Genomic DNA, 23,642 nt, shown 5'->3' on the forward strand with positions numbered 1-23,642 from the left:
TCTGGCCGCTTGCGCCCACGCTAGCGGAAGCGATATCACTCTCCCCCGAACCCAAGGGGAGAGAGAAAATGCGGGCTGGAATTCTGGGCTTGGCTTTGGCCGGGCTGATGGCTTCGACGGTCGGATCGTTCGCCGCCGACGTGGCGGTGCTGACGCCCTATCAGAGCTCGGTCGCCACCAACCAGATGATCAACGTGTTCCAGGACAAGGCCAAGACGGCCGGCTGGAACGCCACGGTCGTCGACACGCGCGGCGACATGGGCCAGCTTGCCAGCCGCATCGAGGACGTCGTCGCCGCCAAGGTCGCGGCCATCGTGCTCGTCAGCGTCGACCCGACCCAGATCCAGGACCAGGTCAACGCCGCCGCCGCCGCCGGCATTCCCGTGATCACCATCGACGGCGCCAAGGCGCCGGGCGTCGTGCTCAATGTCACCTCGGACAATTTCGAGCTCGGCACCAAGCTGTCCGACTTCCTGTTCGACAAGCTCGGCGGCAAGGGCAACATCGTCAAGTTCTTCTACTCGGCCCATCCGGGCGTGCATCAGCGCGAGCTGGCGCTCGACGCGGCGCTGAAGAAGTACCCGGACATCAAGGTGATCGCCGACCATTACGTCGTCGTGCCCGGCCCGATCGACGACGCCCGCAAGACCACCGAGAACTGGCTGAAGAGCCAGGGCGACCAGATCGACGCGGTCTGGGCGGCCTGGGACGAGCCGGCGATCGGCGCGCAGCTGGCGATCGAGGCCGACAAGCCGGATTCGAAGATCATCATCGCCGGCATCGACGGCAATCCGCAGGCGGTCGAGATGATCAAGGCGTGCGGCCATATCAAGGGCACCGTCAGCCAGGACTTCGACGCCATGGCCGACCTCGCCGCCGAAGGCCTGACGCAGATCCTCGCCGGCAAGACGCCGGAGAAGGCCGAGATCTATGCCCCGGCCAAGCTGATCACCCCGGAGACGCTGGGCGTCACCTGCCCGTGAGCCAATCGCCTTTCCTCGCGCTCGACGGCCTCGTCAAGCATTTCGGCGCGACGAAAGCCCTGGATGGTGCCGATCTCGTTCTCGAAGCGGGATCGGTGCATGCGCTTGTCGGCGAGAACGGCGCCGGCAAGTCGACCCTGATCAAGACGCTGTCCGGCCTCTACCAGCCCGACGCGGGCGCGATACGCCTCGACGGCCAGCCGATCTCCATCGACGGCCCGCGCTCGGCCGAGGCGCTGGGTCTGCGCTTCATCCATCAGGAACTGAACCTCGTCCCGCATTTCGACACCGTCGACAATGCCTGGATCGGCCGCCGCCATCCCCGTCGGGGCCCGTTCATCGATGGCCGCGCCATGCGGGCCAGGGTCGCCGAGGTCGCGGCGCGCATCGCCCCCGATTTGCCGCTCGACAAGCCCGCCGCGCGGCTGACGCCCGGCCAGCGCCAGATGGCCGAAATCGTCCGGGCTCTGATGGAGCCGGCTCGCCTCGTCGTCATGGACGAGCCGACCTCGAGCCTGTCCGAAGGCGAGGCCGAGCGGCTGCATGATATCGTGCGCCAGCTGTCGGCCGAGCGCTGCGCCGTCCTGTTCATCTCGCATCGCCTCGACGAGGTCGTCGACCTCTGCGACCGCTACACCGTGCTGCGCAACGGGCGCACGGTCGGCGCCGGCTCGGTTTCCGATACCAGCCGCGCCGGCCTAGTGGCGATGATGTCGGGGACGGAGATTGCGGGGACGGCCTCAGGCCAGCCCTCTCTCCCCTTATGGGAGAGAGTTGGAGAGAGGGGTACGGCCTCGGTCTCTCCGGATGAAACAATCGCGGCCCCGGCATTCCCTCACCCCAACCCTCCCCACAAAGGGGAGGGGGCGAGCGGCCAAAACCCCGTCCTCGCCGCCGATCTCGGCTTTGGCCCCGCCGGCAGCCATGTCTCCTTCGCCATCCGTCCCGGCGAGATCGTCGGGCTTTACGGCCTCGTCGGCGCCGGCCGCTCGTCGCTGCTGAAGACGATCTGGGGCGCGACGCCCGGGCGCGGGCTGATCGCCCTCGACGGCCAGGTGCCGGGGCCGGGGCCTGCCGGCCGCATCGCCCGCGGCATGGCCTATGTGCCCGAGGATCGCCGTCGCGAGGGCCTCGCCAATTCGCTGTCGATCGAGCAAAATCTTTCGCTGGCTCACCTATCCGATTTCCGCGCCCTGGCCAGCATTCCCGCGCCGTCGCGGGCCAAGATCCGCGCCTTCGCCCAGGCCACCGGCGCCCGCCTCCGCCTCGTCGCCGCCGGTCCCGACCGTTCGCCGGCGACGCTTTCCGGCGGCAATCAGCAGAAGCTGCTGTTCGGCCGCTGGCTCGGTCGCCCGATCCGCGTCCTTCTCGTCGACGAGCCGACGCGCGGCGTCGATGTCGGCGCCAAGGGCGAGATACACGGCGAGATGCGCCGCATCGCCGCGGACGGCGCCGCCGTCCTGATGGCGACCAGCGACATCGAGGAACTGCTCGCCCTCTCCACCCGGGTCCTCGTGCTCCATGCCGGCCGGCTGGTCGCCGAGCTCGACGGTCCCTCGCTCACCCGCGCGGCCGTCGTCGCCGCCGCCTTCGGCCATGCTCCCGACGAGCAGATGCCGCCCTCGGAACGCTCCGCATGATCCTTCTTCGCCGCTACGGCACGCTTTTCGCTCTGGCGCTGATCGTCCTCGTCTTCACCATCGCCTCGCCGCAGGCCTTCGGCACGATGTCGAACCTCATCAACATCACGCAGCAGATGTCGCTGCTCGCCATCGTCGCCATCGGCGCGACGCTGGTGATGGTGCTGGGCGAGTTCGACCTCTCCGTCTCCGCCGTCGTCTCCTTCGCCGGCATCGCCGCCGCCGCCTTGTTCGCGGCCGGAGTCCCGGTGCCGGTGGTGATGATCGCCGTCCTCGTCGCGGCCGTCGCCATGGGCGCGATTTCCGGCTTCCTCGTTGCCCGCTACCGGGTGCCGAGCTTCATCGCGACGCTTGCCTTCGGCACCGTTATCGGCGGGCTGACCTTCTGGATCTCGAACGGCGCCACGATGTTTTCCGGCATTCCGGCCGGATTCCGCGATCTCGGCCGCGGCACGCTCGCCGGCGTGCCCGTTCCGACGCTCTGGCTGATCGGCACGGCGATCGTGTTCTGGCTGCTGCTCGACCAGACGGAGTTCGGCCGCCGGCTCTATGCGATCGGCGGAAACCGCGAGGCGGCGCGCCTCGTCGGCCTGCCGGTCCGGCGCGACATGGTGGTCGCCTTCGCGCTTTGCGCAGCCCTTGCCGGTCTCGCCGGCCTGCTGCTGACGGCGCGGCTCGGCAGCGCCCATCCGACTGGCGGCGGCGGCTATCTGCTGCAGGCCTATGCGGCTGTCTTCCTCGGCATGACGGCGTTTCGCGAGGGCGAGCCGAGCGTGCCCGGCACGCTGGTCGGTGCTGCGATCATCGCCGTCATCTCGAACGGCCTCACCATCCTCGGTGTTCCCAGCTTCCTGCAGGATCTCCTGACCGGCGCGATCATCCTCGCCGCCGTGCTGGTGCGCAATTTCGGCCGCGACGGCGATTGAGATAAGCGACGGCCAAGCCGGCAAGGCAGGACATGGCCGGTGCGACCGGATCACCTCTCCCCGAGGGAGAGGTCGGACCGCAGGTTCGGGTGAGGGGTTACGACCTCTCCGGAGGCTTTCCTAACCCCTGACCCGCAGCACTTCGTGCGTCGACCTCTCCCTCAGGGAGAGGTGAAACAACGGGGCGCTTCAGCCGGCTACCGAAGGCCGCGAGACCCGCGCCGGCGACGACCAGCAGCGTGGCGGCGAGCAGGGTCAGGCTCGGCTCGGCCTGGCCGGAGAGCACCAGGATCAGCGTCGAAAGCGGCGGCGCTGCATAGGACATGGCGCCGAGCAGCGCCAGCTTGCCATGCTTGGTGGCATGGTCCCAGGCGACGAAGGCGGCGCCGATCGGGCCGATGCCGAGCGCGAGCAGCGACAGGGACGCGCCGAAATCCGGCATCACGAAGGTCTCGCCAATGGCGAGATGGCAGAGCGCGGCCAGCACGGCGACGAGGGCGCAGACGACGATCATTGGCTCGCTGCCCGGCGCGTTGATGCGGTTGTTCAGCACCGAATAGAGCGACCAGGTGAAGGCGCAGACGAGCGCCGCCAGATAACCCGCCATCGCCGTGCCGCTCGCCTCGACCGGGCCGGGACCGCCGACGAGCAGCAGCGTCGCGGCGAAGCCCATGATGGCGCCGAGGATCTGTGGGCCGCCGAGCTTGGTCGTGCCGCCGGGGATCAGGCCGGAGAACAGCACGATCAGCAGTGGCCAGAGATAGTTGATCAGGCTCGCCTGCGCCGGCGGCGCCAGCCGGAGCGCTGCGAAATACAGCGCGTGGTAGGCGAAGATCGCCACCGTCGTCAGGATCCAGGCCTTGCGTGGCCAGAGCGTCAGGCCGTGCCGCACACCGGCCCAGCCGCGCATCGCCGTGAAGCCGACGAGGGCGGCGACCGCCGCGATTGCGAAGGTGATCGCCAGCGCCTCGAAGGTCGGTACCGTCCGGCTTGCCCCGGTCAGCGCGGCGAGACAGGCCCAGAGCCCGATCGCCGCCGCGCCGATCGCCGTGGCGGACCCGGATTCGCGGCTCAATTGGCGGACCGGACGGTGCTTGTGGCGGCGTCGATGGCGTGGAAGTCGGCGACGACCGGATGCGTCTGGTCGGGCGGGATGACGACTTCGCCGCGATCGAGCGCGATCGTCTTCATGCCGGCCTCGCGCGCCGCGTCGAGCTCCCGCGTGTTGTCGGAGAGGAACAGGATTTCCACCGGCGCGATGCCGATCTCCTTCGCGATCGCCGTATAGGACGACGCCTCCAGCTTCGAGCCGATGGCGGTGTCGAAATAGCCGGAGAACAGCGGCGTCAGATCGCCGGAATGGGTGAAGCCGAAGATCAGCTTCTGCGCCAGCACCGAGCCGGACGAATAGACATAGAGGGCGAGGCCGGAGTTCTTCCAGGCAGTGAGCTGCGCGACGGCGTCCGGATAGATGTCGCCCTTGAGCTCGCCCGAGCGATAGCCGTCTTCCCAGATCATGCCCTGCAGCGCTTTCAGCGGCTTCGCCTTGCGATCCTCGTCGATCCAGGCTTGCAACAGCTCGATCGTGCCGGCGGTGTCGAGGTCGGGCCGCCCGGCCAGAACGCGCGCCTCCGCGAGCGCCCCGGCGACGTCCGGATCGGCGGCGTGCTCGGCGACGAAGCCGGCGAGGCGGGTGCGTGCATAGGGGAACAGCACGTCCTTGACGAAGGAGATCGACGAGGTCGTCCCCTCGATATCGGTCAGAACGGCGCGGATTGGCGGGGTCGACATCGATCAGGCCCTGATGGTTGTGGCACTTCCGCCTCTACTCGATTACGTGAAGGCGGTCATCCTGTTTAGTATGGAGCATCCGATGAAAGTCGACGGCGTCGCCTATCGCTCGATCTGGCGCGATCCCTCCGAGACGACGGTCACCGTCATCGACCAGACGCTGCTGCCGCATCGCTTCGAGACGCTTCGGCTCTCCAACGTCGCCGATGCGATCGATGCGATCAAGCGCATGGTGGTGCGCGGCGCGCCGCTGATCGGCGTCACCGGCGCCTATGGTTATGCGATGGCGATGCGCGACAACCCGTCCGACGCCAATCTCGACGCCGCCTTCGACGCCATCAATGCCGCGCGGCCGACCGCCGTCAATCTGCGCTGGGCGCTGCAGATCCTGCGCGACGAGCTGCGGCCGCTGGCGCCCGATGACCGCGCCGTCGCCGCCTATGTCGCGGCCGACCGGCTGCATGCGGAGGATATCGAGACCAACGGCACGATCGCCAGGCATGGCGCGCGGTTGATCCGCGAGATCTGGGAGGCGAACGGCCGCTCGCGCCCGGTCAACGTGCTCACCCATTGCAACACCGGCTGGATCGCCTGCGTCGACTGGGGCACGGCGCTCGGCGCCATCTATCGCGCCCATGACGACGGCGTTCCCGTCCATGTGTGGGTCGACGAGACGCGGCCGCGCAACCAGGGCGCCAGCCTGACGACGTGGGAACTCGGCTCGCATGGCGTGCCGCACACGCTTGTTGTCGACAATGCCGGCGGCCATCTGATGCAGCACGGCAAGGTCGATATCTGCCTGGTCGGCGCCGACCGCGTCACCGCGTCTGGCGATGCCTGCAACAAGATCGGCACCTATCTGAAGGCGCTGGCCGCCAAGGACAACAATGTGCCGTTCTATGTCGTGCTGCCGGGATCGACGATCGACTGGACGATCGAGGACGGCGTCGCCGGCATCGAGATCGAGGAGCGCGCCGGCGACGAGGTTACCCATATTTCCGGCATTGCCGGCGACGGCACCATCGTCAAGGTGCGGCTGGCGCCGAAGGGCACCAAGGCCGGCAATCCGGCCTTCGACGTGACGCCGGCGCGGCTGATCACCGGCCTCGTCACCGAACGCGGCATCGCCGAGGCGAGCCCCGTCGGATTGTCGGGGCTTTATCCCGAAAAGGGGTGAGCGGGCTGGCGGGCCGGTCGTTGGCTGAACCCTCCCCTTGAGGGAGGTTCAAGGAAGACTGAAACCTCGCTCGTCCGCGACCGCTCACGGGCCGTTCTTGAACGTGCCCTGGGGCCGGATCTCGGTCGTGCCCTGGCGCCTCGTGCCGGTCGCCGTGTTGCAGAAGCAGGTCGTGCCGACGCGCTCGAGCCGGCCGGTCGGGCAGGTGCCGGTCAGCACACGGCACTGATTGGCGGAGAGGCTGGGCACGGTCGCCGCGCCGGGCGTTCGGACACGCGGCTGCGGCGCGGTGAACAGCTTCGGCTGGCCGAACAGGGTCGGTTGCTTGAACAGATCCTGCGCCTCGGCCGGCATCGTCGTCAGGCTCCCGAAAATCAGCAGCGCGCCGAGGGCCCGGTTTCGCTTCATGATCCCACTCCATGGCGGCACAGCGCGCCTTTCCCCCATCCTATCAGGGCTGGATCGCCGGAGGCGCAAGAGAATTCCGGCGGGCTTTCGATCAGGGGACGGCTATGTTAGGAAGGCCACGAACAGCGCTGGGGGCCGGACGTCTCCGCGTTTTGAGGATAGTGCGCGCGCCCGGATTTTCGAGGGCGCCTGCCAAACAGAGGTAGAGTGACGGCATGGCAGATCGCCCGTCGAGCTTCGACTATGAGGCTCTGCTCGCCTGCGGGCGGGGAGAATTGTTCGGCGAGGGCAACGCGCAATTGCCGCTGCCGCCCATGCTGATGTTCGACCGCATCACGTCGATCAGCGAAGAGGGCGGCGAGTTCGGCAAGGGCCACATCCGCGCCGAGCTCGACGTCAATCCCGACCTCTGGTTCTTCCAGTGCCACTTCAAGGGCGATCCGGTGATGCCGGGCTGCCTCGGCCTCGACGCCATGTGGCAGATGCTGGGCTTCTTCCTCGGCTGGAGCGGTTCGCCCGGCCGTGGCCGCGCGCTCTCGACCGGCGAGATCAAGTTCTCCGGCATGGTCGTGCCGAGCGTCAAGAAAGTCGAATATGGCGTCGATCTGAAGCGCGTCCTTCGCTCGAAACTGGTGCTCGGCATCGGTGACGGCTGGCTGAAGGCGGATGGCGTCACCATCTACCGCGCCAAGGACCTGCGCGTCGGCCTGTTCCAGGGCGAAGCAACACCTGCCGTCGGCTGATGGCAGGACCGGCCCCTGCGGGGCCGGCGGTCATCACCGAACGAGAGTATTCAGGAAGGACACCGAGCGATGAAGCGGGTCGTAGTGACCGGGACGGGTATCGTCTCCTCCATCGGCAACAACACCCAGGAAGTCCTGGCGAGCTTGCACGAAGCCAAGAGCGGCATCACCTCCGCCAAGGATTTCGCAGAGCTCGGTTTCCGCTGCCAGGTCCAGGGCATGCCGACGCTCGATCCGGCCGAGGTCGTCGATCGCCGCGCCATGCGCTTCCACGGCGGCGGTACCGCCTGGAACCATGTCGCCATGGAACAGGCGATCCGCGATTCGGGCCTCGAAGAGAACGAGATCTCGAACGAGCGCACCGGCATCATCATGGGCTCCGGCGGCCCGTCGACCCGCGCCATCGTCGAGGCGGCCGACATCACCCGCCAGAAGGGTCCGAAGCGCGTCGGCCCGTTCGCCGTGCCGAAGGCGATGTCGTCGACCGCCTCCGCCACGCTCGCCACCTGGTTCAAGATCAAGGGCGTCAACTATTCGATCTCGTCCGCCTGCGCGACGTCCAATCATTGCATCGGCAACGCCTATGAGATGATCCAGTACGGCAAGCAGGACGTGATGTTCGCCGGCGGCTGCGAGGAGCTCGACTGGACGCTCTCCGTGCTGTTCGACGCCATGGGCGCGATGTCGTCCAAGTACAACGACCGCCCGGCCGTCGCCTCGCGCCCCTATGACAAGAACCGCGACGGCTTCGTCATCGCCGGCGGCGCCGGCGTGCTGGTCCTGGAAGAGCTCGAGCATGCCAAGGCGCGCGGCGCCCGTATCTATGGCGAGGTTGTCGGGTACGGTGCCACCTCGGACGGCTACGACATGGTCGCGCCGTCGGGCGAGGGCGCCATACGCTGCATGCGGCAGGCGATCTCGACCGTGAAGGGCCCAATCGACTACATCAATCCGCACGCCACCTCGACGCCGGCCGGCGACGCCCCGGAAATCGAGGCGATCCGCACCGTGTTCGGCTCGGGCGACAAGTGTCCGCCGATCTCCGCCACCAAGGCGCTGACCGGCCATTCGCTGGGCGCGACCGGCGTGCAGGAAGCGATCTACAGCCTCTTGATGATGAACAACCGCTTCATCGCCGAATCGGCCAATATCGAAGAACTCGACCCGGCCTTCGCCGACATGCCGATCGTGCGCAAGCGCATCGACGACGCGAAGATCGACACCGTGCTCTCCAATTCCTTCGGCTTCGGCGGCACAAACGCCTCGCTGGTCTTCCAGCGCTACGTGGCCTGAGACAGAACAAAAACAAGGACGATCGAATGACGGCACCAACCAGCAACCTGATGAGCGGCAAGCGCGGGCTCATCATGGGTGTCGCCAACGATCATTCGATCGCCTGGGGCATCGCCAGGACCCTGGCAGCGCATGGCGCCGAACTCGCCTTCACCTATCAGGGTGACGCGTTCGGCCGCCGTGTGAAGCCGCTGGCCGATTCGGTCGGCGCCAAGCTGCTGCTGCCCTGCGACGTCGAGGACGTCGCTTCCGTCGACAGCGTCTTCGCGGCGCTGGAGAAGGAATGGGGCAAGATCGACTTCATCGTCCACGCCATCGGCTTCTCCGACAAGAACGAGCTGAAGGGCCGCTACGCCGACACGACGCGCGACAATTTCGTGAAGACGATGGTGATCTCCTGCTTCTCCTTCACGGAGATCGCCAAGCGCGCCGCGGCGTTGATGCCGGATGGCGGCTCGATCCTGACGCTGACCTATGGCGGCTCGACCCGCGTCATGCCGAACTACAACGTCATGGGCGTCGCCAAGGCGGCGCTCGAATCCTCGGTGCGCTATCTCGCCATGGATTTCGGTTGCGACAACATCCGCGTCAACGCGATCTCGGCCGGCCCGGTCCGCACGCTCGCCGGCTCCGGCGTCGCCGATGCGCGCATCATGTACAACTACCAGAAGAAGAACGCCCCGCTCCGCCGCACCGTCTCGCTCGACGAGATCGGCGGCTCGGCGCTCTATCTGCTGTCGGATCTCGGCGCCGGCGTCACCGGCGACGTGCATTTCGTCGATTCCGGCTACAACATCGTCTCGATGCCGCGGCTCGAGGAGTTGAAGGTGCACGAGGCGAACGCCGAGGCGAATAATCCGCAGGCGGATTGATCCGCCCTGGTTTCCGGTCGAATCTCAAAGGGCGCCCGTTGTGGCGCCCTTTTTGTTTGCGGCGGAACTACGCGAGGCTCGCCCGTTCCCGCTCGCGCCTTCATCCCGGGCGGACACCCGGGATCCATTCACCCGAGGCCTTGGGCGGCAGGAACCCTGGCCGAGGGATGACGCCCCCACTGGCAGGAAACCGCGCCGCCCTCTATGACGGCGGCATGCTGCCCGTCGACGACGTCCTCCCCGAACTCAAATCCGCGCTCGAAGGCCGGACCAGCGCCGTGCTGGTGGCGCCGCCGGGCGCCGGCAAGACGACGCGTGTTCCCTTGGCGCTGCTCGACGCGCCGTGGCGGGAGAACCGCCGCATCCTGATGCTGGAGCCGCGCCGGCTCGCCGCCCGCGCCGCCGCCCGCCGCATGGCCGAGACGCTCGGCGAGGAGGTCGGCCAGACGGTCGGCTATCGCGTCCGGCTGGAAAAGAAGGTGTCGGCGAAGACGCGGATCGAGATCATCACCGAGGGCGTCTTCACCCGCATGATCCTCGACGATCCCTCGCTCGACGGCGTCGCCGCGGTGATCTTCGACGAGTTCCACGAGCGCAGCCTCGACGGCGATCTCGGCCTGGCCCTGGCGCTCGACGCGCAATCGGGCCTGCGCGAGGACCTGCGCATCCTCGTCATGTCGGCGACGATCGACGGCGCCCGCGTGGCAAGGCTGCTCGGCGACGCGCCGGTGGTGGAAAGCCTCGGCCGCATGTTTCCGGTCGAGACGCGGCATGGCGGCCGCGATGCCGCCCGCCGCATCGAGGACGACGTCGCCGACGCCGTGCGCCGCGCGCTGGCGGCCGAGCCCGGCAGCCTGCTCGTCTTCCTGCCGGGCCAGGCCGAAATCCGCCGCGTCGCCGAGCGGCTGGAAGGGCGGGTCGGCGACGGCGTCGAGATCGCGCCGCTCTATGGCGCGCTCGATTTTGCCGCGCAGGATCGCGCCATCCGGCCCGCCGCTCCGGGTAAGCGGAAGGTGGTGCTGGCGAGCGCGATCGCCGAGACCTCGCTGACCATCGAGGGCGTGCGCGTCGTCATCGATTCCGGCCTTGCACGCGCGCCGGTCTACGAGCCGGCGACCGGATTGACCCGGCTGGAGACGCGGCGCGTGTCGCGCGCGTCGGCTGACCAGCGCCGGGGCCGCGCCGGCCGTACCGAGCCCGGCGTCTGTTACCGGCTCTGGGAAGAGGGGCAGACGGCGGCGCTCGCGCCGTTCGACCGGCCGGAAATCCTGGAGGCCGACCTCGCGCCGCTCGTGCTCGATCTCGCCAGCTGGGGCGTCGCCGATCCCGCGCAGCTCGCCTTCCTCGATCCGCCGCCAAAACCCGCCTGGGAAGAGGCCGTGGCGCTTTTGAACCGGCTCGACGCGCTCGATGCCGATCGCCGCCTGACCCAGGAGGGCGAGGGTCTCGCCCGTCTCGCCGTCAGCCCGCGTCTTGGCCACATGCTGCGCAAGGGCGCGGCGCTCGGCCTCGGCGGGCTTGCCGGCGCGATCGCGGCGGTGCTCAGCGAGACCGGGCTCGGCGGCAATGACGTGGATCTGCGCGAGCGGCTGCGCCGGCTCTATGCCGCCCGCGATCCCAGAAGCCGGGATTCGCTCGCGCTCGCCGCGCGCTGGACCCGCCAGGCCGGCGGCAAGGCCGAGGACGGCCGCTCATCGATCGAGGAAGCCGGGCTCCTAACCGCCTTCGCCTTTCCGGACCGCATCGCCATGGCGCGCGGCGCGCCCGGCGCCTTCGTGATGGCGAACGGGCGCGGCGGCGTTCTCGATCCGGCGGACGCGCTGTCGCGCGAGCCTTTCCTCGCCGTCGCCAGCCTGCAGGGCTCGGCCGAGAAGGCGCGGATCCTCGCGGCGGCTCCCATCTCGCGTGAAGAAATCGAGGCGAATTTCGCCGGCGGGATCGTCGAGGAGGAAAGCGTCGCCTTCGATCCGCAGACCGGCTCCGTCCGTGGCAGGAGCGTTCGACGACTGGGGCGTCTCGTTCTGGCCGACCGGGCAAGCTCCAAGGTGTCCGATGCGGCGGTGCAAGCGGCGTTGTTGGCGGAAATCCGCCGGCGTGGCGTGGCCGACCTGCCGTGGGAGAAATCGGCCGAGCAATTCCGCGCCCGCATCGCCTTCCTGCATGCCCGCCTCGGGGCCGACTGGCCCGACGTTTCCGACGCGGCGCTGAGCGAGACCCTCGATGACTGGCTCGGGCCCTATCTCTCGGGAAAACGCCGGCTCGACGCGGTGACGCCGGGCGTGCTGCATGAGGGGCTGGCGAGCTTGGTGCCTTGGGACAAGCGGGCCGCGCTGGATCGCCTGGCGCCGACCCATTTTGATGCGCCGTCCGGCTCGCGCGTGCCGATCGATTATTCCGATCCGAACGGCCCGGTGCTGGAAATTCGCGTGCAGGAGCTGTTCGGCCTCGACCGCCACCCTTCCGTTGGCGACGGCGCCGTGCCGGTGACGGTGACGCTGCTGTCGCCGGCGCACCGGCCGATCCAGATCACTCGAGATCTGCCCGGCTTCTGGCGCGGGTCGTGGAAGGATGTCCGCTCCGACATGCGCGGCCGTTATCCGAAGCACGTCTGGCCCGACGATCCGCTCGTCGCCCAGGCGACGGCGCGGGCGAAGCCGCGCGGCACCTGAGCCCAGCGCCTGGCGTCGACTCGGAATTGCCATTCTGTGGCGGCATCGTTCGGGATCGCCGAATCACTCGCTCACGTCGCGGAAAGGAACGACCATGAAGATTGATCCCGTCGCCATTGATGCGGCCGTGACCAAGGACGTGCTTCTGGTCAGCCTGGCCGACGGCCGTGAGCTCGCGACCCCGATCGACTGGTTTCCCCGCCTTGTCGGCGCCACCCGGGCCGAGCGCGAGAACTGGCAGATCACCGGGCGCGGCGAGGCGCTGCACTGGCCGGATCTCGGCGAGGACATCGCGGTCGCCAGCCTGCTGCGGATCAGCTGAGCGGCGGATCGCCTCGGATTGCGGGCTGGCGTCCTTCTTCCCCCTCCCCACAAGGGGGAGGGGACGCCTGGCGGTTCTCCCTCACGCCGAGGTTTCCGCTTCCCAGCGGCGCTGCATCTCGGCCGGTGCCACCTCCTCGATCTTCTGCGACAACGTCCAGCGATGGCCGTATGGATCCAGTACCTGGGCGATGCGCTCACCAAAGCTCTGGTCGGCGGCGGCGCGCAGCAGCGTCGCGCCAGCCGCCAGCGCCCGCTCGACCATGGCGTCGGTCGAGCGGGTGTCGAGATGGAAGGTGACGGGCGAGCCGCCGATCGTGTCGGGGCTGACGGCGCCGAAATCGGGATATTCGTCGGCGATCATCATCAGCGTCTCGCCGAAGCGCAATTCGGCATGGCCGACCCGGCCGTCGGCGGGATCCGTCATGCGGAAGATCTCTTCCGCGCCAAACGCCTTCTTGTAGAAGTCGATCGCCTGCGCCGCGTCGCGGGTGATGAAATGCGGGCTGACCCGAATTGTCGTCGGTTCCATCGGCTGTCTCCCTTGCGCTTCAGTCGGTATTACTTTACGGTTCGTAACGTAATGAGTCAAGCAAGCCTCCCCAAGCGGAAACCGGGCCGGCCGCCAAGCGCCGAGGCGCGCGAGCGCGCGCTCCGCGCCGCGCACGAGATCCTGATGGAGGAGGGCTTCGGCCGGCTGTCGATCGAGGCCGTGGCGGCACGCTCGGGCGTCGGCAAGCCGACGCTCTACCGCAACTGGGCCAATGCGCAGGAACTGGCGCTCGCCGCCCTCGTCGCCAACCCGTTGCCGGAGGCGCTGGCCGAGGGCGTCACAGCCCGTGCCCGGCTCGTCGCGCAGATGCGCGGCCTCGTCACCGCCTTCGCCACGACGCGCGGCCGCCAGGTCGCCCTGGCGCTGGCCTCGGCCGATCCGCAGAGCGAATTCACAAAGGCCTTCCGCAACAAGGTGATCCTCGCCAGCCGCGAGACGGGGCGCGCCATCCTGGAAGCAGCGATCGCATCCGGCGAGATCGCGCCGCCGCCGGATCTCGAGGCCTTGCTCGACATGATCTACGGGCCGGTGTTTTACCGGCTGCTCGTCGGCCACCAGCCGCTCGACGCGGCCCTCGCCGACGCCGTCGTCGCGACGGTGTTCCGGGCGGTCGCGCGCTGAGCGGACGGGGAGCTTCGGAGGCTATTTCTGCCAGCGGCGGCCTTCGGTGACGACGCCGAAAAACTCCGGATGGCGGGCATAGGCGGTGATGCCGGCCAGCGCCGGCTCCGGATGGACGACGACCGAGGTCGGCATCCGGTCCATCATCGCGCCATGCGGCACCTTGTCGATGAAGGCGGAGCGAAATCCGCTCTCTCTCAGGAACGGCGCGATCTTGGCGGCGATGCCGCCGGCCAGGAACACGCCGCCATGCGCCATGAAGATCAGCGCCAGATTGCCGGCGAGCCGGCCGAGATGCACGCAGAACAGTTCGAGCGCCTCCTCGGCGCTAGCATCGGAACGATCCATCGCGGCGGCGGTGATCTCGGACGGATCGTCGAAGCGGGCCGGCGTGCCGTTGGCGCTGGCGACGGCGCGGTAGAGCCGCAGCAGGCCGCTGCCGGAAAGCAGCGTCTCGCCCTCGATGCGGGCGAACGGATCCTTCTGCTGGTGCGGCCGCTCGAGATGCGGCCAGATGGCGAAATCGCGGCGGCTTACCGGCGCCAGGTCGATATGGCCGCCCTCGCCGGGCACCGGAAGCCAGATGCCGTTGGCGTGGATCAGCGCCGCGGCGCCGAGCCCGGTGCCGGGGCCGACGACGACCTGCGCCGCGTTGGCCTGCGGCACGCCCGATCCGATCGGCATGAGATCGTCGCCGGCGAGCGCCGGCAGCGACAGCGACAATGCCTCGAAGTCGTTGAGCAGGATCACCTCGTCCAGCCCGAAGCGGGCGATCATCCGCTTCGGCTCGACGACCCAGTGACAATTGGTGAGCGGCACCTGGTCGCCCTGGATCGGCCCGGCCAGCGCCAGCACGGCCGAATGTGGTTTGACGCCCGGCGGCAGCACGGCGGCGATGGCATCGTCGATGGTGGCGAAATCGGCCGTCAGCACTGTCGGGAAGCGCCGCGGCGGCGAGGTCTCGTCCGGCACCAGGGCGAAACGGGCGTTCGTGCCGCCGATGTCGGCGATCAGCGTCGGGAACGGAACGAAGGCGCGAGGGGCGGAGGTGGTGGTCATGGTGCCTTGCGTTGGCTGATCAGTCATCGGGTTGGCGGGCTTGCAGGCGTCATGGGGTCTGCATGAAGGCGTCGGGGTGGGCGATCAGCAGATCGGCGGTCGCCGAGTTCAGTGCCATCGGAATGTCGTACAGCGCGCCGAGCCGCATCAGCGCCTTGACGTCGACGTCGTGCGGCATTGGCGTCAGCGGGTCGACGAAGAAGATCAGGCCGCGGATCCGACCTTCCGCGATCAGCGCGCCGATCTGCTGGTCGCCGCCGAGCGGTCCGCTCTTCAGTCGCGTCACCGGCAGCTCCGGCACCGCTTCGATGATGCGGCCGCCCGTCGTCCCGGTGGCATAGAGATCGAATTCGGCGAGGCGCGCGCGGTGGGCGACGGCGAAGGCGACCAGGTCGTCCTTCTTCTTGTCGTGGGCAACCAGCGCAAGGGCCGGACGGATCGCCATAGACTGTACTCCCCGCGGTCCTCGCGACCGAATGTGCCAGTGATAGAAAGATCGGGGTCCGAGGAAAAGCCGAAAGTGATCCCCGGCGGCATTTTGGCCGCTGGCGCCCGGCCCCCCGCAATTCTTGATCAGTTGAATAAAAAAATGGCCCCGCCTAATCTGCGACCCATGATCCGCAGCGCAGGGAAAGCAGCGGATGGTGGGGCGCCTGACCAAAGAAACCGCATGAAATTTGTCAGGCGCCATGCGAAATTGGGAACAGCTGCCGCTCGTCGGTAACGCAAGGGGACGTTTCGACTGGCGAAGAACGCCAAACGAATAAGCCTTTCAGAGGAGAGATCTATCATCATGATCCGCAAGTTCATCGGGGCTGCCGTGGTTGCGCTCCTGGCGACGGGTTCGGCATGGGCTGCCGACGTCAAGCCGGCGCTCGTCTACGGCACGGGCGGCAAGTTCGACAAATCCTTCAACGAAGCCGGCTTCAACGGCTCGGAGAAGTTCAAGGCCGAGACCGGCATCGACTACAAGGATTTCGAGCCGCAGAACGACACGCAGGGCGAGCAGGCGATCCGCAACTTCGCCAAGCGCGGCTTCAACCCCGTCGTCGCGCTCTCCTTCGCCTGGACCGACGCGGTCGCCAAGGTATCGAAGGAGTTCCCGGAGACCCAGTTCGTGCTGGTTGACTCCGTCGTCGACGCGCCGAACGTCCGTTCGGTCGTGTTCAAGGAGCAGGAAGGCGGCTATCTCGTCGGCCTGCTCGCGGCCGAGAAGTCCGCCTCCAAGAAGGTCGGCTTCGTCGGCGGCATGGACATTCCGCTGATCCGCAACTTCGCCTGCGGCTACGCCATCGGCGCCAAGGCCGGCGGCGCGGAGTTCACGCAGAACTACATCGGCACCACCGGCGCCGCCTGGAACGATCCGGTCCGCGGCGGCGAGCTCGCCAAGGCGCAGATGGAGCAGGGCGCCGACGTGATCTACGCGGCGGCCGGCGCCAGCGGCCTCGGCGTGCTTCAGACCGTTGCCGACGCCGGCAAGCTCGGCATCGGCGTCGACTCGAACCAGAACCACCTGCATCCCGGCAAGGTGCTGACCTCGATGGTGAAGCGCGTCGACGTCGCCGTCTACAACGCCTTCAACGACGTCAAGGAAGGCAAGTTCACCACCGGCATGCAGGCCCTGGGCCTGAAGGAAAACGGTGTCGACTGGGCGCTCGACGAGAACAATCGCAGCCTCGTCACCCCCGAGATGGAAGCTTCGGTCAACAAGGCGCGCGACGAGATCGTCGCCGGCAAGATCGAAGTCCATAACTACAACACCGACGAGAAGTGCCCGGTCCTCAACTGAGGCCAGAGGAGCCGCCATGCCTCGCATGGCGGCTCCTTACTTTGGATGCGGCAACGCTGGGCCCGTGAGGCTTCGGCGGCCGTGGATCCCCAGACGGCCCGTCGCCGGATCGACGGGCCCCTTCGTCGCAGTCTATCGGGATCGCCCCATGAACGCTCCGACCGCCGTCCCCACGCCCGCCATCGAACTTGTCGGCATCGACAAGCGCTTCGGGCCGGTCCATGCCAACAAGAACATCCATCTCTCGGTCGCCAAGGGCTCGATCCACGGCATCATCGGCGAGAACGGTGCCGGCAAGTCGACCCTGATGTCGATCCTGTATGGCTTTTATCATGCGGATTCCGGACAGATCCTGGTCAATGGCCAGGAGCTCCGCATCACCGACAGCCAGACCGCGATCCGCGCCGGCATCGGCATGGTGCACCAGCACTTCATGCTGGTTGAGAATTTCAGCGTGCTCGAGAATGTCATGCTCGGTGTCGAGGGTGGCGTGCTGCTGAAGCATGGCGAGACGGCGGTGCGGGCGGCGCTGCGCGGCATCGAACAGGAATACGGGCTCGACGTCGATCCCGACGCGATCATCGAGGAACTCCCCGTCGGCAAGCAGCAGCGGGTCGAGATCCTCAAAGCACTCTATCGTGGCGCCGAGGTGCTGATCCTCGACGAGCCGACCGGCGTTCTGACCCCGGCCGAGGCCGACCATCTGTTCAAGATGCTGGCGCAGCTCAAGGCGCAGGGCAAGACCGTCATCCTGATCACGCACAAGCTGCGCGAGATCATGGCGATCACCGACACCGTCTCCGTCATGCGTCGCGGCGAGGTGGTCGCCACCCGCAAGACGGCCGAGACGACGATGGCGGAGCTGGCCGAACTGATGGTCGGTCGCCGCGTGCTGCTGCGCGTCGAGAAGGGCGAGGCGAAGCCCGGCCCGGTCGTGCTGTCGGTCGAGAACCTGACCGTCAAGGACGGGCGCGGCGTCACCATGGTCGACAACGTGTCGTTCGAGGTCCGCGCCGGCGAGATCGTCGGCATCGCCGGCGTCGCCGGCAATGGCCAGTCGGAACTGCTCGAGGCGATCGCCGGCATCCGCAAGGCGTCGTCGGGCCGCATCATCATGAATGGCGAGCCGGTCGACCGCGACGGCCGCGTCGATCCGGCGCTCCTGCGCAAGAAGGGGCTCGCCCATGTGCCAGAGGACCGGCACCATATGGGCCTGGTCCTCGCCTTCGAGGAAAACGAGAACGCCATCCTCGGCTACCAGGACGATCCGAAATATCTGAAGGGGCCGTTCCTCGACATCGACGCCATCCGCAAGGACGCCGTCGAGAAGATCGAGAAATATGACATCCGCCCCGCCGACCCGCGCCTGAAGACGGCGAATTTCTCCGGCGGCAACCAGCAGAAGATCGTTCTGGCGCGCGAGATCGAGCGCGATCCGGCCTGCCTGCTGGTCGGCCAGCCGACGCGCGGCGTCGACATCGGCGCCATCGAGTTCATCCACAAGCGCCTGGTTGCGCTGCGCGACGAGGGCAAGGCGATCCTGCTGGTCTCGGTCGAGCTGGACGAGATCCGCTCGCTGTCCGACCGCATCCTCGTCATGTTCGCCGGTACCATCGTCGGCGAGCCCGAAGCGCATGCCGACGAGCAGGAGATCGGCCTGATGATGGCCGGCATCGGCCGGGAGGCGGCGGAGTGATGACGCTCGGCACAATGAACCACTTCACCATGACCCACCGCCCGGAAATCCGCCCATGAGCGTCCCTCTCGGAACCCTGCCGCGCTGGGTCAATTATGGCCTGCTGCCGCTGTTGAACGTCGCCGTGGCCTTCGCCATTTCCGGCCTCGTCGTCCTGTTCATCGGCGAAAACCCGATCGAGGCGGTGCAATATCTCGTCGTCGGCGCGCTCGGTGATGGCGAGGGCATCGCCTTCACCCTCTACTACGCCACCAATTTCATCTTCACCGGCCTCGCCGTCGCCGTCGCCTTCCATGGCGGCCTGTTCAACATCGGTGGCGAGGGGCAGATCTATCTCGGCGGCCTCGGCGTCGCCTTTGCCGCGCTGACGCTCGACCGCTTCATGCCCTGGTACGTCACTGCCGTGGTGGCGACGGTGGCGGCCTTCGCCTTCGGCGCGCTCTGGGCCTTGATCCCCGCCTGGCTGCAGGCCAAGCGCGGCAGCCACATCGTCATCACGACGATCATGTTCAACTTCATCGCCGCCGCCTTGATGGTCTATCTGCTCGTCAACGTCATCAAGCCGCCCGGCAACATGTCGCCGCAGACTCGCCTGTTCGAGGAGGGCGGCCAGCTGCCCAAGCTCGGCGGGCTCATGCAATGGTTCGGGCTCGACATCGGCGCCGCCCCGTTCAACGTCTCGTTCCTGATCGCGCTGGTCGCGGTCGTGGCGGTGTGGCTGCTGATCTGGCGGACCCGCTTCGGCTACGAAATCCGCACCATGGGAACCAATGCGACGGCCGCGGTCTATGCCGGCATTCCCTATGTGAAGACGGTGGTCGTCACCATGCTGATCTCCGGCGGCCTCGCCGGCATGATGGCGCTGAACCCGGTCATGGGCGACGCCGGCAAGCTGCAGATCGACTTCCCCGCCGGCGCCGGCTTCGTCGGCATCGCCGTGGCGCTGATGGGCCGTTCGCATCCGGTCGGCATCGTCATCGCCTCGATCCTGTTCGGCGTGCTCTACCAGGGCGGCGCGGCGCTCGCCTTCGACATGCCTAATATCTCGCGCGAGGTGATCATCCTGATCCAGGGTCTGGTCATCCTGTTCGCCGGCGCCCTGGAGCATATGTTCCGGCCTGCCCTGATCGCGCTATTCGCGGCGAAACCCAAATCCCGGCCGGCATCCGCCGCCGGCGCGACCTGAGGATCGATCATGGAGAGTCTGTTCGCCGATCTGATCCAGGTCCTCGCCGCCACGGTACGCCTGTCGGTGCCGCTCATCTTCACGGCGCTGGCCGGCCTCTATGCCGAGCGCTCCGGCATCTTCGACATCGGTCTCGAAGGCAAGATGCTGTTCTCGGCCTTCTCCGCCGCCACGGTCGCCACCGTTACCGGTTCGGCCTGGCTCGGCCTCTTTGCCGGCATCCTGACCGGTGTCCTGCTCAGCCTTCTGCACGGCTTCGCTTCGATCACCCAGCGCGGCAACCAGATCATCTCCGGCGTCGCCATCAATTTCATCGCCTCCGGCCTGACGATCCTGCTCGGCAATGCCTGGTTCGGCCAGGGCGGCCGCACGCCGCAATTGCCCAACTCTGCCCGCTTCACCGAGATCACGCTGCCCTTTGCCGCCGAGATCGCGCCGATCCCCTTCCTCGGCCCGCTTTATTCCGGGCTGATCTCGGGCCAGAACGTCCTCGTCTATCTGGCCTTCCTCGCCGTGCCCTTTACCTGGTGGGTGCTCTACCGCACCCGCTTCGGCCTCAGAGTGCGGGCCGTCGGCGAGAATCCGGGCGCCGTCGACACGGCCGGCATTTCCGTGACGTGGCTGCGCTACCGGGCGCTGATCTGCTGCGGCATCCTCGCAGGTTTCGCCGGCACCTATCTGTCGGTGGCGCAATCGGCGAGCTTCATCCGCGAGATGTCGGCCGGCAAGGGCTACATCGCGCTCGCCGCCCTCGTCTTCGCCAAATGGAAGCCGCTCAACGTGCTTCTGACATGCCTGCTGTTCGGCTTCCTCGACGCGACGTCGATCCGCCTGCAGGGCACCATCCTTCCCGGCATAGGCGAAGTGCCGGTCCAGTTGATCCAGGCGCTGCCCTATATCCTGACCGTGATCCTGCTTGCCGGCTTCATCGGCAAGGCGATCCCGCCCAAGGCCGGCGGCGTGCCCTATGTGAAGGAGCGCTGACATGACCGCTGCCTTGGATGCCGAACTTCGCGCTGACCTCTTGGAGCGGGCGCAGGCCGTCCGCCTCAATGCCCACGCGCCCTATTCGCAGTTTCTCGTCGGCGCCGCCGTGCTGACCGAGGATGGCAACATCTATGTCGGCGCCAATTGCGAGAACGCGTCCTATCCGGAAGGCTGGTGCGCCGAGACCTCGGCGCTCGGCCAGATGATCGCCGCCGGCATTCCGGGCGAGGGCCGGCGCGTCGCCGCTGTCTTCGTCGTCGCCGACCGCGTCGATGGCGGCATCGTCTGCACGCCCTGCGGCGGCTGCCGGCAGCGGTTGAAGGAATTCTCGCATCCGCGGACGCTGATCCATTGCTCGGATCCGACCGGCGAGGGCCAGGACTTCACCATGGCGGAATTGCTGCCGGCCGGCTTCTCGATGGACGAGCGGCTCTGATGGCGGCATTGCGCGACGACGGAAGCGCCGCCGCCGCCCGCGTCCGCCTTCGCCGCGACGCGCCCTATCGCCTGGGCATCGTGCTCGGTTCCGGCCTCGGCCCGCTCGCCGACGCGGTCGAGGACGCGGTCACCATCCCCTATGCCGATCTGCCGGGCCTGCCGGTCTCGAAGGTCTCGGCCCATGCAGGCAGCCTGGTGGCGGGCCGGCTCGAGGGTGTCGAGGTGCTGGTCTTCTCCGGCCGCTCGCATTTCTACGAGGCGGGCGACGCCGCGGTGATGCGCAATGCCGTCGGCATGCTGAAGCATCTCGGCTGCGAGGGCGTGATCCTCACCAATGCCGCCGGCTCGCTGCATCCGGAGATGGGTCCGGGCTCGCTGATGATGCTCGACGACCACATCAATTTTTCCGGCGAGAACCCGCTGATCGGCGAGGCGACCGATGGCCGCTTCGTCGGCATGACGACGGCCTATGACCTCCTCTGGCGCGCCGCCTTCGAGCGTCTCGCCGGCGAGGCCGGCATCCCGCTCGCGCGCGGCGTCTATATGTGGTTCTCCGGCCCGTCCTTCGAGACGCCGGCCGAGATCCGCATGGCCCGCATTCTCGGCGCCGACGCCGTCGGCATGTCGACCGTGCCGGAGGCGATCCTGGCCCGCTTCTTCGGGCTGCGCGTCGCCGCCTTCTCCAACATCACCAATCTCGGCGCCGGCATGACGGGCGACGAGCTCTCGCACCAGGAAACCAAGGACATGGCCCCGGTCGGCGCGAAGAAGCTGGAAAAGCTGATCCGCCGGTTTCTGAGGGATCTGCAGGACCAGGGTCGGGCGCTTCCCTTCACCTCTCCCTGAGGGAGAGGTCGGAGCGAAGCTCCGGGTGAGGGTTTACGGCCTTTCCGGATGGCTCCCGAACCCCTCACCCGCCGGCCCTCGGCCGTGGCCTCTCCCGCCGGGGGAGGTGAAGTATGGTGCGATCCGGTTGGAGTAAGCCGGATCGAACTCGGACTTGACGCTTGGGAGGCGTGCCAAAACAATGCTGCCGCAGGAAATCATCCGCCAGAAGCGTGAGGGCGGCGTGCTCTCCGCCGAGGCGATCCGCTTCATGGTCGCGGGACTGACCGATGGGTCCGTCTCGGAGGGCCAGGTCGCCGCCTTTGCCATGGCGGTGTTCTTTCGCGGCATGTCGCGCGACGAGGCAGTGGCGCTGACGCTGGCCATGCGCGATTCCGGCTCGGTGCTCGACTGGTCGGAGCTCGACGGCCCGGTCGTCGACAAGCATTCGACCGGCGGCGTCGGCGACAATGTCTCGCTGATGCTGGCGCCGATGGTGGCGGCCTCCGGCGTCTATGTGCCGATGATCTCCGGGCGCGGCCTCGGCCATACCGGCGGCACGCTCGACAAGTTCGACGCCATCCCCGGCTACAGGAGCCAGCCGGACCTCGCCTTGTTCCGCAAGGTGGTGCGCGAGGTCGGCACCGCCGTCATCGGCCAGACCGCCGATCTCGCCCCGGCCGACAAGCGCCTCTACGCCATCCGCGACGTCACCGCGACGGTCGAATCGATCCCGCTGATCACCGCCTCGATCCTGTCGAAGAAGCTCGCCGCCGGGCTGCAGGGCCTCGTCCTCGACGTCAAGACCGGGAGTGGCGCCTTCATGGCGACGGTCGACGAGGCGCGGGCGCTGGCCAGGAGCCTGGTCGAGGTGGCGAACGGCGCCGGCGTGCCGACCACGGCGCTGATCACCGACATGAACGAGCCGCTGGCGTCGGCCGCCGGCAATGCGCTCGAAGTCCGCAATGCCGTCCACTACCTGACCGGGGCGGCGCGCGATCGGCGCCTGCACGAGGTGACGGTGGCGCTTGGCGCCGAGATGCTGGTCACCGCCGGCAAGGCCGGCAGCGTTTCGGAAGCGCGCGACCAACTCGAGACGGCGCTCGCCTCCGGCCGCGCGGCGGAGATTTTCGGCCGCATGGTGGCGGGGCTCGGCGGCCCCGCCGATTTCGTCGAGCGCGTCGACGATTACCTGCCGAAAGCGGCGATCGTCCGCGACGTGCTGACGGAAGGCGAGGGGCATGTTTCGGCGATCGACACCCGCGCCGTCGGCGTCGCCGTGATCGAGTTGGGCGGTGGCCGCCGCGTCGCCGCCGACACGATCGATCTCTCGGTCGGATTTTCCGATCTCGCCGGCCATGGCGCCAGGCTCGACGCGAAGACGCCGCTCGGCCGCGTCCACGCGAAGAGCGAGGAAGACGCCGAGCGCGCGGCCGGGCTGCTCCGCGCCGCCTATCGCCTCGGGACCAAGCCGGACGCCCGGCCGACGGTCTATGAGCGGATCGAGGGGTAGTCAGTCATCTCGGGGACGGGAAAGCCCGTATTCCCTCCCCCTTGTGGGGAGGGCGAGGGAGGGGGTACCACCTCGCAGCTTCCAGGAAGTGGCGCGTCCGGCACGATCGGTGCCGGTACCCCCCACCCCGACCCTCCCCGCAAGGGGGAGGG

At 67.9% G+C, this 23,642-nt stretch carries 23 protein-coding genes; 17 read left to right on the plus strand and 6 right to left on the minus strand.

Annotated features, from left to right (window positions below; genetic code table 11):
* The first annotated feature begins 68 nt into the window (after window positions 1–68).
* Genes G342_RS0107020 through G342_RS0107030 form a run of 3 tightly spaced genes read left to right on the plus strand, consistent with a single transcriptional unit; the run spans window position 69 to window position 3,549 of the window.
* A complete protein-coding gene (locus G342_RS0107020; RefSeq protein ID WP_040878375.1) occupies window positions 69–983 on the plus strand; it encodes a sugar ABC transporter substrate-binding protein in 915 nt (304 codons plus the stop codon).
* On the plus strand, window positions 980–2,623 hold the full coding sequence (locus G342_RS0107025) for a sugar ABC transporter ATP-binding protein (protein WP_018182409.1): 1,644 nt from the start codon (window positions 980–982) through the stop codon (window positions 2,621–2,623). Before G342_RS0107020 ends, G342_RS0107025 begins: the two co-directional genes overlap by 4 nt.
* The gene (locus G342_RS0107030) at window positions 2,620–3,549 is read left to right on the plus strand and encodes an ABC transporter permease (RefSeq protein ID WP_018182410.1); all 930 of its coding nucleotides are present in this window, start codon (window positions 2,620–2,622) and stop codon (window positions 3,547–3,549) included. The genes G342_RS0107025 and G342_RS0107030 overlap by 4 nt, the downstream gene beginning before the upstream one ends.
* 97 nt (window positions 3,550–3,646) lie before the next feature.
* Here the strand turns inward: G342_RS0107030 and G342_RS23525 are convergent, their stop codons facing one another.
* Entirely contained in the window at window positions 3,647–4,624 is a 978-nt protein-coding gene (locus G342_RS23525) for a DMT family transporter (protein ID WP_018182411.1), read from the minus strand.
* Window positions 4,621–5,340 (minus strand): acireductone synthase, encoded by a 720-nt coding sequence (mtnC, locus tag G342_RS0107040; RefSeq protein WP_018182412.1) that lies wholly within the window; start codon window positions 5,338–5,340, stop codon window positions 4,621–4,623. The genes G342_RS23525 and mtnC overlap by 4 nt, the downstream gene beginning before the upstream one ends.
* Window positions 5,341–5,422: 82 nt before the next feature.
* On the opposite strand from mtnC, the gene mtnA reads away from it, so the two are divergent.
* Window positions 5,423–6,517, plus strand: a complete 1,095-nt coding sequence (mtnA, locus tag G342_RS0107045; RefSeq protein ID WP_018182413.1) for an S-methyl-5-thioribose-1-phosphate isomerase — start codon at window positions 5,423–5,425, stop codon at window positions 6,515–6,517.
* Window positions 6,518–6,601: 84 nt separating this feature from the next.
* Here the strand turns inward: mtnA and G342_RS0107050 are convergent, their stop codons facing one another.
* Window positions 6,602–6,925 (minus strand): hypothetical protein, encoded by a 324-nt coding sequence (locus G342_RS0107050; protein WP_018182414.1) that lies wholly within the window; start codon window positions 6,923–6,925, stop codon window positions 6,602–6,604.
* 215 nt (window positions 6,926–7,140) lie between these two features.
* Here G342_RS0107050 and fabA point away from each other — a divergent pair, with 215 nt between their 5' ends.
* The 5 genes from fabA to G342_RS0107075 all read left to right on the plus strand — a co-directional run bounded on the left by fabA (window position 7,141) and on the right by G342_RS0107075 (window position 12,824).
* Entirely contained in the window at window positions 7,141–7,668 is a 528-nt protein-coding gene (gene fabA / locus G342_RS0107055; RefSeq protein ID WP_018182415.1) for a 3-hydroxyacyl-[acyl-carrier-protein] dehydratase FabA, read from the plus strand.
* Window positions 7,669–7,737: 69 nt separating this feature from the next.
* Window positions 7,738–8,961, plus strand: a complete 1,224-nt coding sequence (gene fabB, locus G342_RS0107060; protein WP_018182416.1) for a beta-ketoacyl-ACP synthase I — start codon at window positions 7,738–7,740, stop codon at window positions 8,959–8,961.
* Between the two features lie 26 nt (window positions 8,962–8,987).
* Window positions 8,988–9,833 (plus strand): enoyl-ACP reductase FabI, encoded by an 846-nt coding sequence (fabI, locus tag G342_RS0107065; protein WP_018182417.1) that lies wholly within the window; start codon window positions 8,988–8,990, stop codon window positions 9,831–9,833.
* 167 nt (window positions 9,834–10,000) lie between these two features.
* Window positions 10,001–12,502, plus strand: coding sequence for an ATP-dependent helicase HrpB (gene hrpB, locus G342_RS0107070; RefSeq protein ID WP_018182418.1), 2,502 nt, complete (start codon window positions 10,001–10,003; stop codon window positions 12,500–12,502).
* A 94-nt stretch (window positions 12,503–12,596) separates the two neighbouring features.
* Window positions 12,597–12,824, plus strand: coding sequence for a DUF2442 domain-containing protein (locus G342_RS0107075; protein ID WP_018182419.1), 228 nt, complete (start codon window positions 12,597–12,599; stop codon window positions 12,822–12,824).
* An 81-nt stretch (window positions 12,825–12,905) separates the two neighbouring features.
* Here the strand turns inward: G342_RS0107075 and G342_RS0107080 are convergent, their stop codons facing one another.
* Window positions 12,906–13,355: a VOC family protein gene (locus G342_RS0107080; RefSeq protein ID WP_018182420.1), complete on the minus strand. Its 450-nt coding sequence runs from the start codon at window positions 13,353–13,355 to the stop codon at window positions 12,906–12,908.
* A gap of 51 nt (window positions 13,356–13,406) precedes the next feature.
* On the opposite strand from G342_RS0107080, the gene G342_RS0107085 reads away from it, so the two are divergent.
* A complete protein-coding gene (locus G342_RS0107085) occupies window positions 13,407–13,997 on the plus strand; it encodes a TetR-like C-terminal domain-containing protein (protein ID WP_026304209.1) in 591 nt (196 codons plus the stop codon).
* A 21-nt stretch (window positions 13,998–14,018) separates the two neighbouring features.
* On the opposite strand, the gene glk is transcribed toward G342_RS0107085, so the two are convergent.
* Together glk and G342_RS0107095 are read right to left on the minus strand one after the other, a co-directional pair.
* A complete protein-coding gene (glk, locus tag G342_RS0107090; RefSeq protein ID WP_018182422.1) occupies window positions 14,019–15,056 on the minus strand; it encodes a glucokinase in 1,038 nt (345 codons plus the stop codon).
* Window positions 15,057–15,105: 49 nt separating this feature from the next.
* Window positions 15,106–15,501 carry a methylglyoxal synthase gene (locus G342_RS0107095; protein WP_018182423.1) on the minus strand — a complete coding sequence of 132 codons (396 nt, stop codon included), beginning with the start codon at window positions 15,499–15,501 and terminating at the stop codon, window positions 15,106–15,108.
* A gap of 348 nt (window positions 15,502–15,849) precedes the next feature.
* Between G342_RS0107095 and G342_RS0107100 the strand changes: the two genes are divergently transcribed.
* From G342_RS0107100 to deoA, 7 genes are all read left to right on the plus strand, one after another.
* Window positions 15,850–16,845, plus strand: coding sequence for a BMP family lipoprotein (locus G342_RS0107100; RefSeq protein ID WP_018182424.1), 996 nt, complete (start codon window positions 15,850–15,852; stop codon window positions 16,843–16,845).
* 148 nt (window positions 16,846–16,993) lie between these two features.
* Window positions 16,994–18,541, plus strand: a complete 1,548-nt coding sequence (locus G342_RS0107105; protein WP_018182425.1) for an ABC transporter ATP-binding protein — start codon at window positions 16,994–16,996, stop codon at window positions 18,539–18,541.
* Between the two features lie 55 nt (window positions 18,542–18,596).
* Window positions 18,597–19,727: an ABC transporter permease gene (locus G342_RS0107110; protein WP_018182426.1), complete on the plus strand. Its 1,131-nt coding sequence runs from the start codon at window positions 18,597–18,599 to the stop codon at window positions 19,725–19,727.
* A gap of 9 nt (window positions 19,728–19,736) precedes the next feature.
* Window positions 19,737–20,711: an ABC transporter permease gene (locus tag G342_RS0107115; RefSeq protein ID WP_018182427.1), complete on the plus strand. Its 975-nt coding sequence runs from the start codon at window positions 19,737–19,739 to the stop codon at window positions 20,709–20,711.
* 1 nt (window position 20,712) lies between these two features.
* Entirely contained in the window at window positions 20,713–21,150 is a 438-nt protein-coding gene (gene cdd / locus G342_RS0107120) for a cytidine deaminase (protein ID WP_018182428.1), read from the plus strand.
* Window positions 21,150–21,998: a purine-nucleoside phosphorylase gene (locus G342_RS0107125; RefSeq protein ID WP_018182429.1), complete on the plus strand. Its 849-nt coding sequence runs from the start codon at window positions 21,150–21,152 to the stop codon at window positions 21,996–21,998. The genes cdd and G342_RS0107125 overlap by 1 nt, the downstream gene beginning before the upstream one ends.
* Before the next feature lie 181 nt (window positions 21,999–22,179).
* Window positions 22,180–23,490, plus strand: a complete 1,311-nt coding sequence (deoA, locus tag G342_RS0107130) for a thymidine phosphorylase (protein WP_018182430.1) — start codon at window positions 22,180–22,182, stop codon at window positions 23,488–23,490.
* The last annotated feature ends 152 nt before the right edge of the window (window positions 23,491–23,642 follow it).

The sequence above is a fragment of the Kaistia granuli DSM 23481 genome, from assembly GCF_000380505.1.
Lineage (GTDB): Bacteria > Pseudomonadota > Alphaproteobacteria > Rhizobiales > Kaistiaceae > Kaistia > Kaistia granuli.

What these genes read in the sequence shown, in the direction of transcription:
- G342_RS0107095 (WP_018182423.1), bottom strand. Translation starts at nt 15,501, where the DNA reads ATGGCGATCCGTCCGGCCCTTGCGCTGGTTGCCCACGACAAGAAGAAG.
- G342_RS0107100 (WP_018182424.1), top strand. Translation starts at nt 15,850, where the DNA reads ATGATCCGCAAGTTCATCGGGGCTGCCGTGGTTGCGCTCCTGGCGACG.
- fabB (WP_018182416.1), top strand. Translation starts at nt 7,738, where the DNA reads ATGAAGCGGGTCGTAGTGACCGGGACGGGTATCGTCTCCTCCATCGGC.
- G342_RS0107030 (WP_018182410.1), top strand. Translation starts at nt 2,620, where the DNA reads ATGATCCTTCTTCGCCGCTACGGCACGCTTTTCGCTCTGGCGCTGATC.
- G342_RS0107075 (WP_018182419.1), top strand. Translation starts at nt 12,597, where the DNA reads ATGAAGATTGATCCCGTCGCCATTGATGCGGCCGTGACCAAGGACGTG.
- G342_RS0107105 (WP_018182425.1), top strand. Translation starts at nt 16,994, where the DNA reads ATGAACGCTCCGACCGCCGTCCCCACGCCCGCCATCGAACTTGTCGGC.
- G342_RS0107085 (WP_026304209.1), top strand. Translation starts at nt 13,407, where the DNA reads ATGAGTCAAGCAAGCCTCCCCAAGCGGAAACCGGGCCGGCCGCCAAGC.
- mtnA (WP_018182413.1), top strand. Translation starts at nt 5,423, where the DNA reads ATGAAAGTCGACGGCGTCGCCTATCGCTCGATCTGGCGCGATCCCTCC.
- mtnC (WP_018182412.1), bottom strand. Translation starts at nt 5,340, where the DNA reads ATGTCGACCCCGCCAATCCGCGCCGTTCTGACCGATATCGAGGGGACG.
- glk (WP_018182422.1), bottom strand. Translation starts at nt 15,056, where the DNA reads ATGACCACCACCTCCGCCCCTCGCGCCTTCGTTCCGTTCCCGACGCTG.
- cdd (WP_018182428.1), top strand. Translation starts at nt 20,713, where the DNA reads ATGACCGCTGCCTTGGATGCCGAACTTCGCGCTGACCTCTTGGAGCGG.
- G342_RS0107050 (WP_018182414.1), bottom strand. Translation starts at nt 6,925, where the DNA reads ATGAAGCGAAACCGGGCCCTCGGCGCGCTGCTGATTTTCGGGAGCCTG.
- G342_RS0107020 (WP_040878375.1), top strand. Translation starts at nt 69, where the DNA reads ATGCGGGCTGGAATTCTGGGCTTGGCTTTGGCCGGGCTGATGGCTTCG.
- G342_RS0107125 (WP_018182429.1), top strand. Translation starts at nt 21,150, where the DNA reads ATGGCGGCATTGCGCGACGACGGAAGCGCCGCCGCCGCCCGCGTCCGC.
- G342_RS0107110 (WP_018182426.1), top strand. Translation starts at nt 18,597, where the DNA reads ATGAGCGTCCCTCTCGGAACCCTGCCGCGCTGGGTCAATTATGGCCTG.
- G342_RS0107115 (WP_018182427.1), top strand. Translation starts at nt 19,737, where the DNA reads ATGGAGAGTCTGTTCGCCGATCTGATCCAGGTCCTCGCCGCCACGGTA.
- hrpB (WP_018182418.1), top strand. Translation starts at nt 10,001, where the DNA reads ATGACGCCCCCACTGGCAGGAAACCGCGCCGCCCTCTATGACGGCGGC.
- fabA (WP_018182415.1), top strand. Translation starts at nt 7,141, where the DNA reads ATGGCAGATCGCCCGTCGAGCTTCGACTATGAGGCTCTGCTCGCCTGC.
- G342_RS0107080 (WP_018182420.1), bottom strand. Translation starts at nt 13,355, where the DNA reads ATGGAACCGACGACAATTCGGGTCAGCCCGCATTTCATCACCCGCGAC.
- fabI (WP_018182417.1), top strand. Translation starts at nt 8,988, where the DNA reads ATGACGGCACCAACCAGCAACCTGATGAGCGGCAAGCGCGGGCTCATC.
- deoA (WP_018182430.1), top strand. Translation starts at nt 22,180, where the DNA reads ATGCTGCCGCAGGAAATCATCCGCCAGAAGCGTGAGGGCGGCGTGCTC.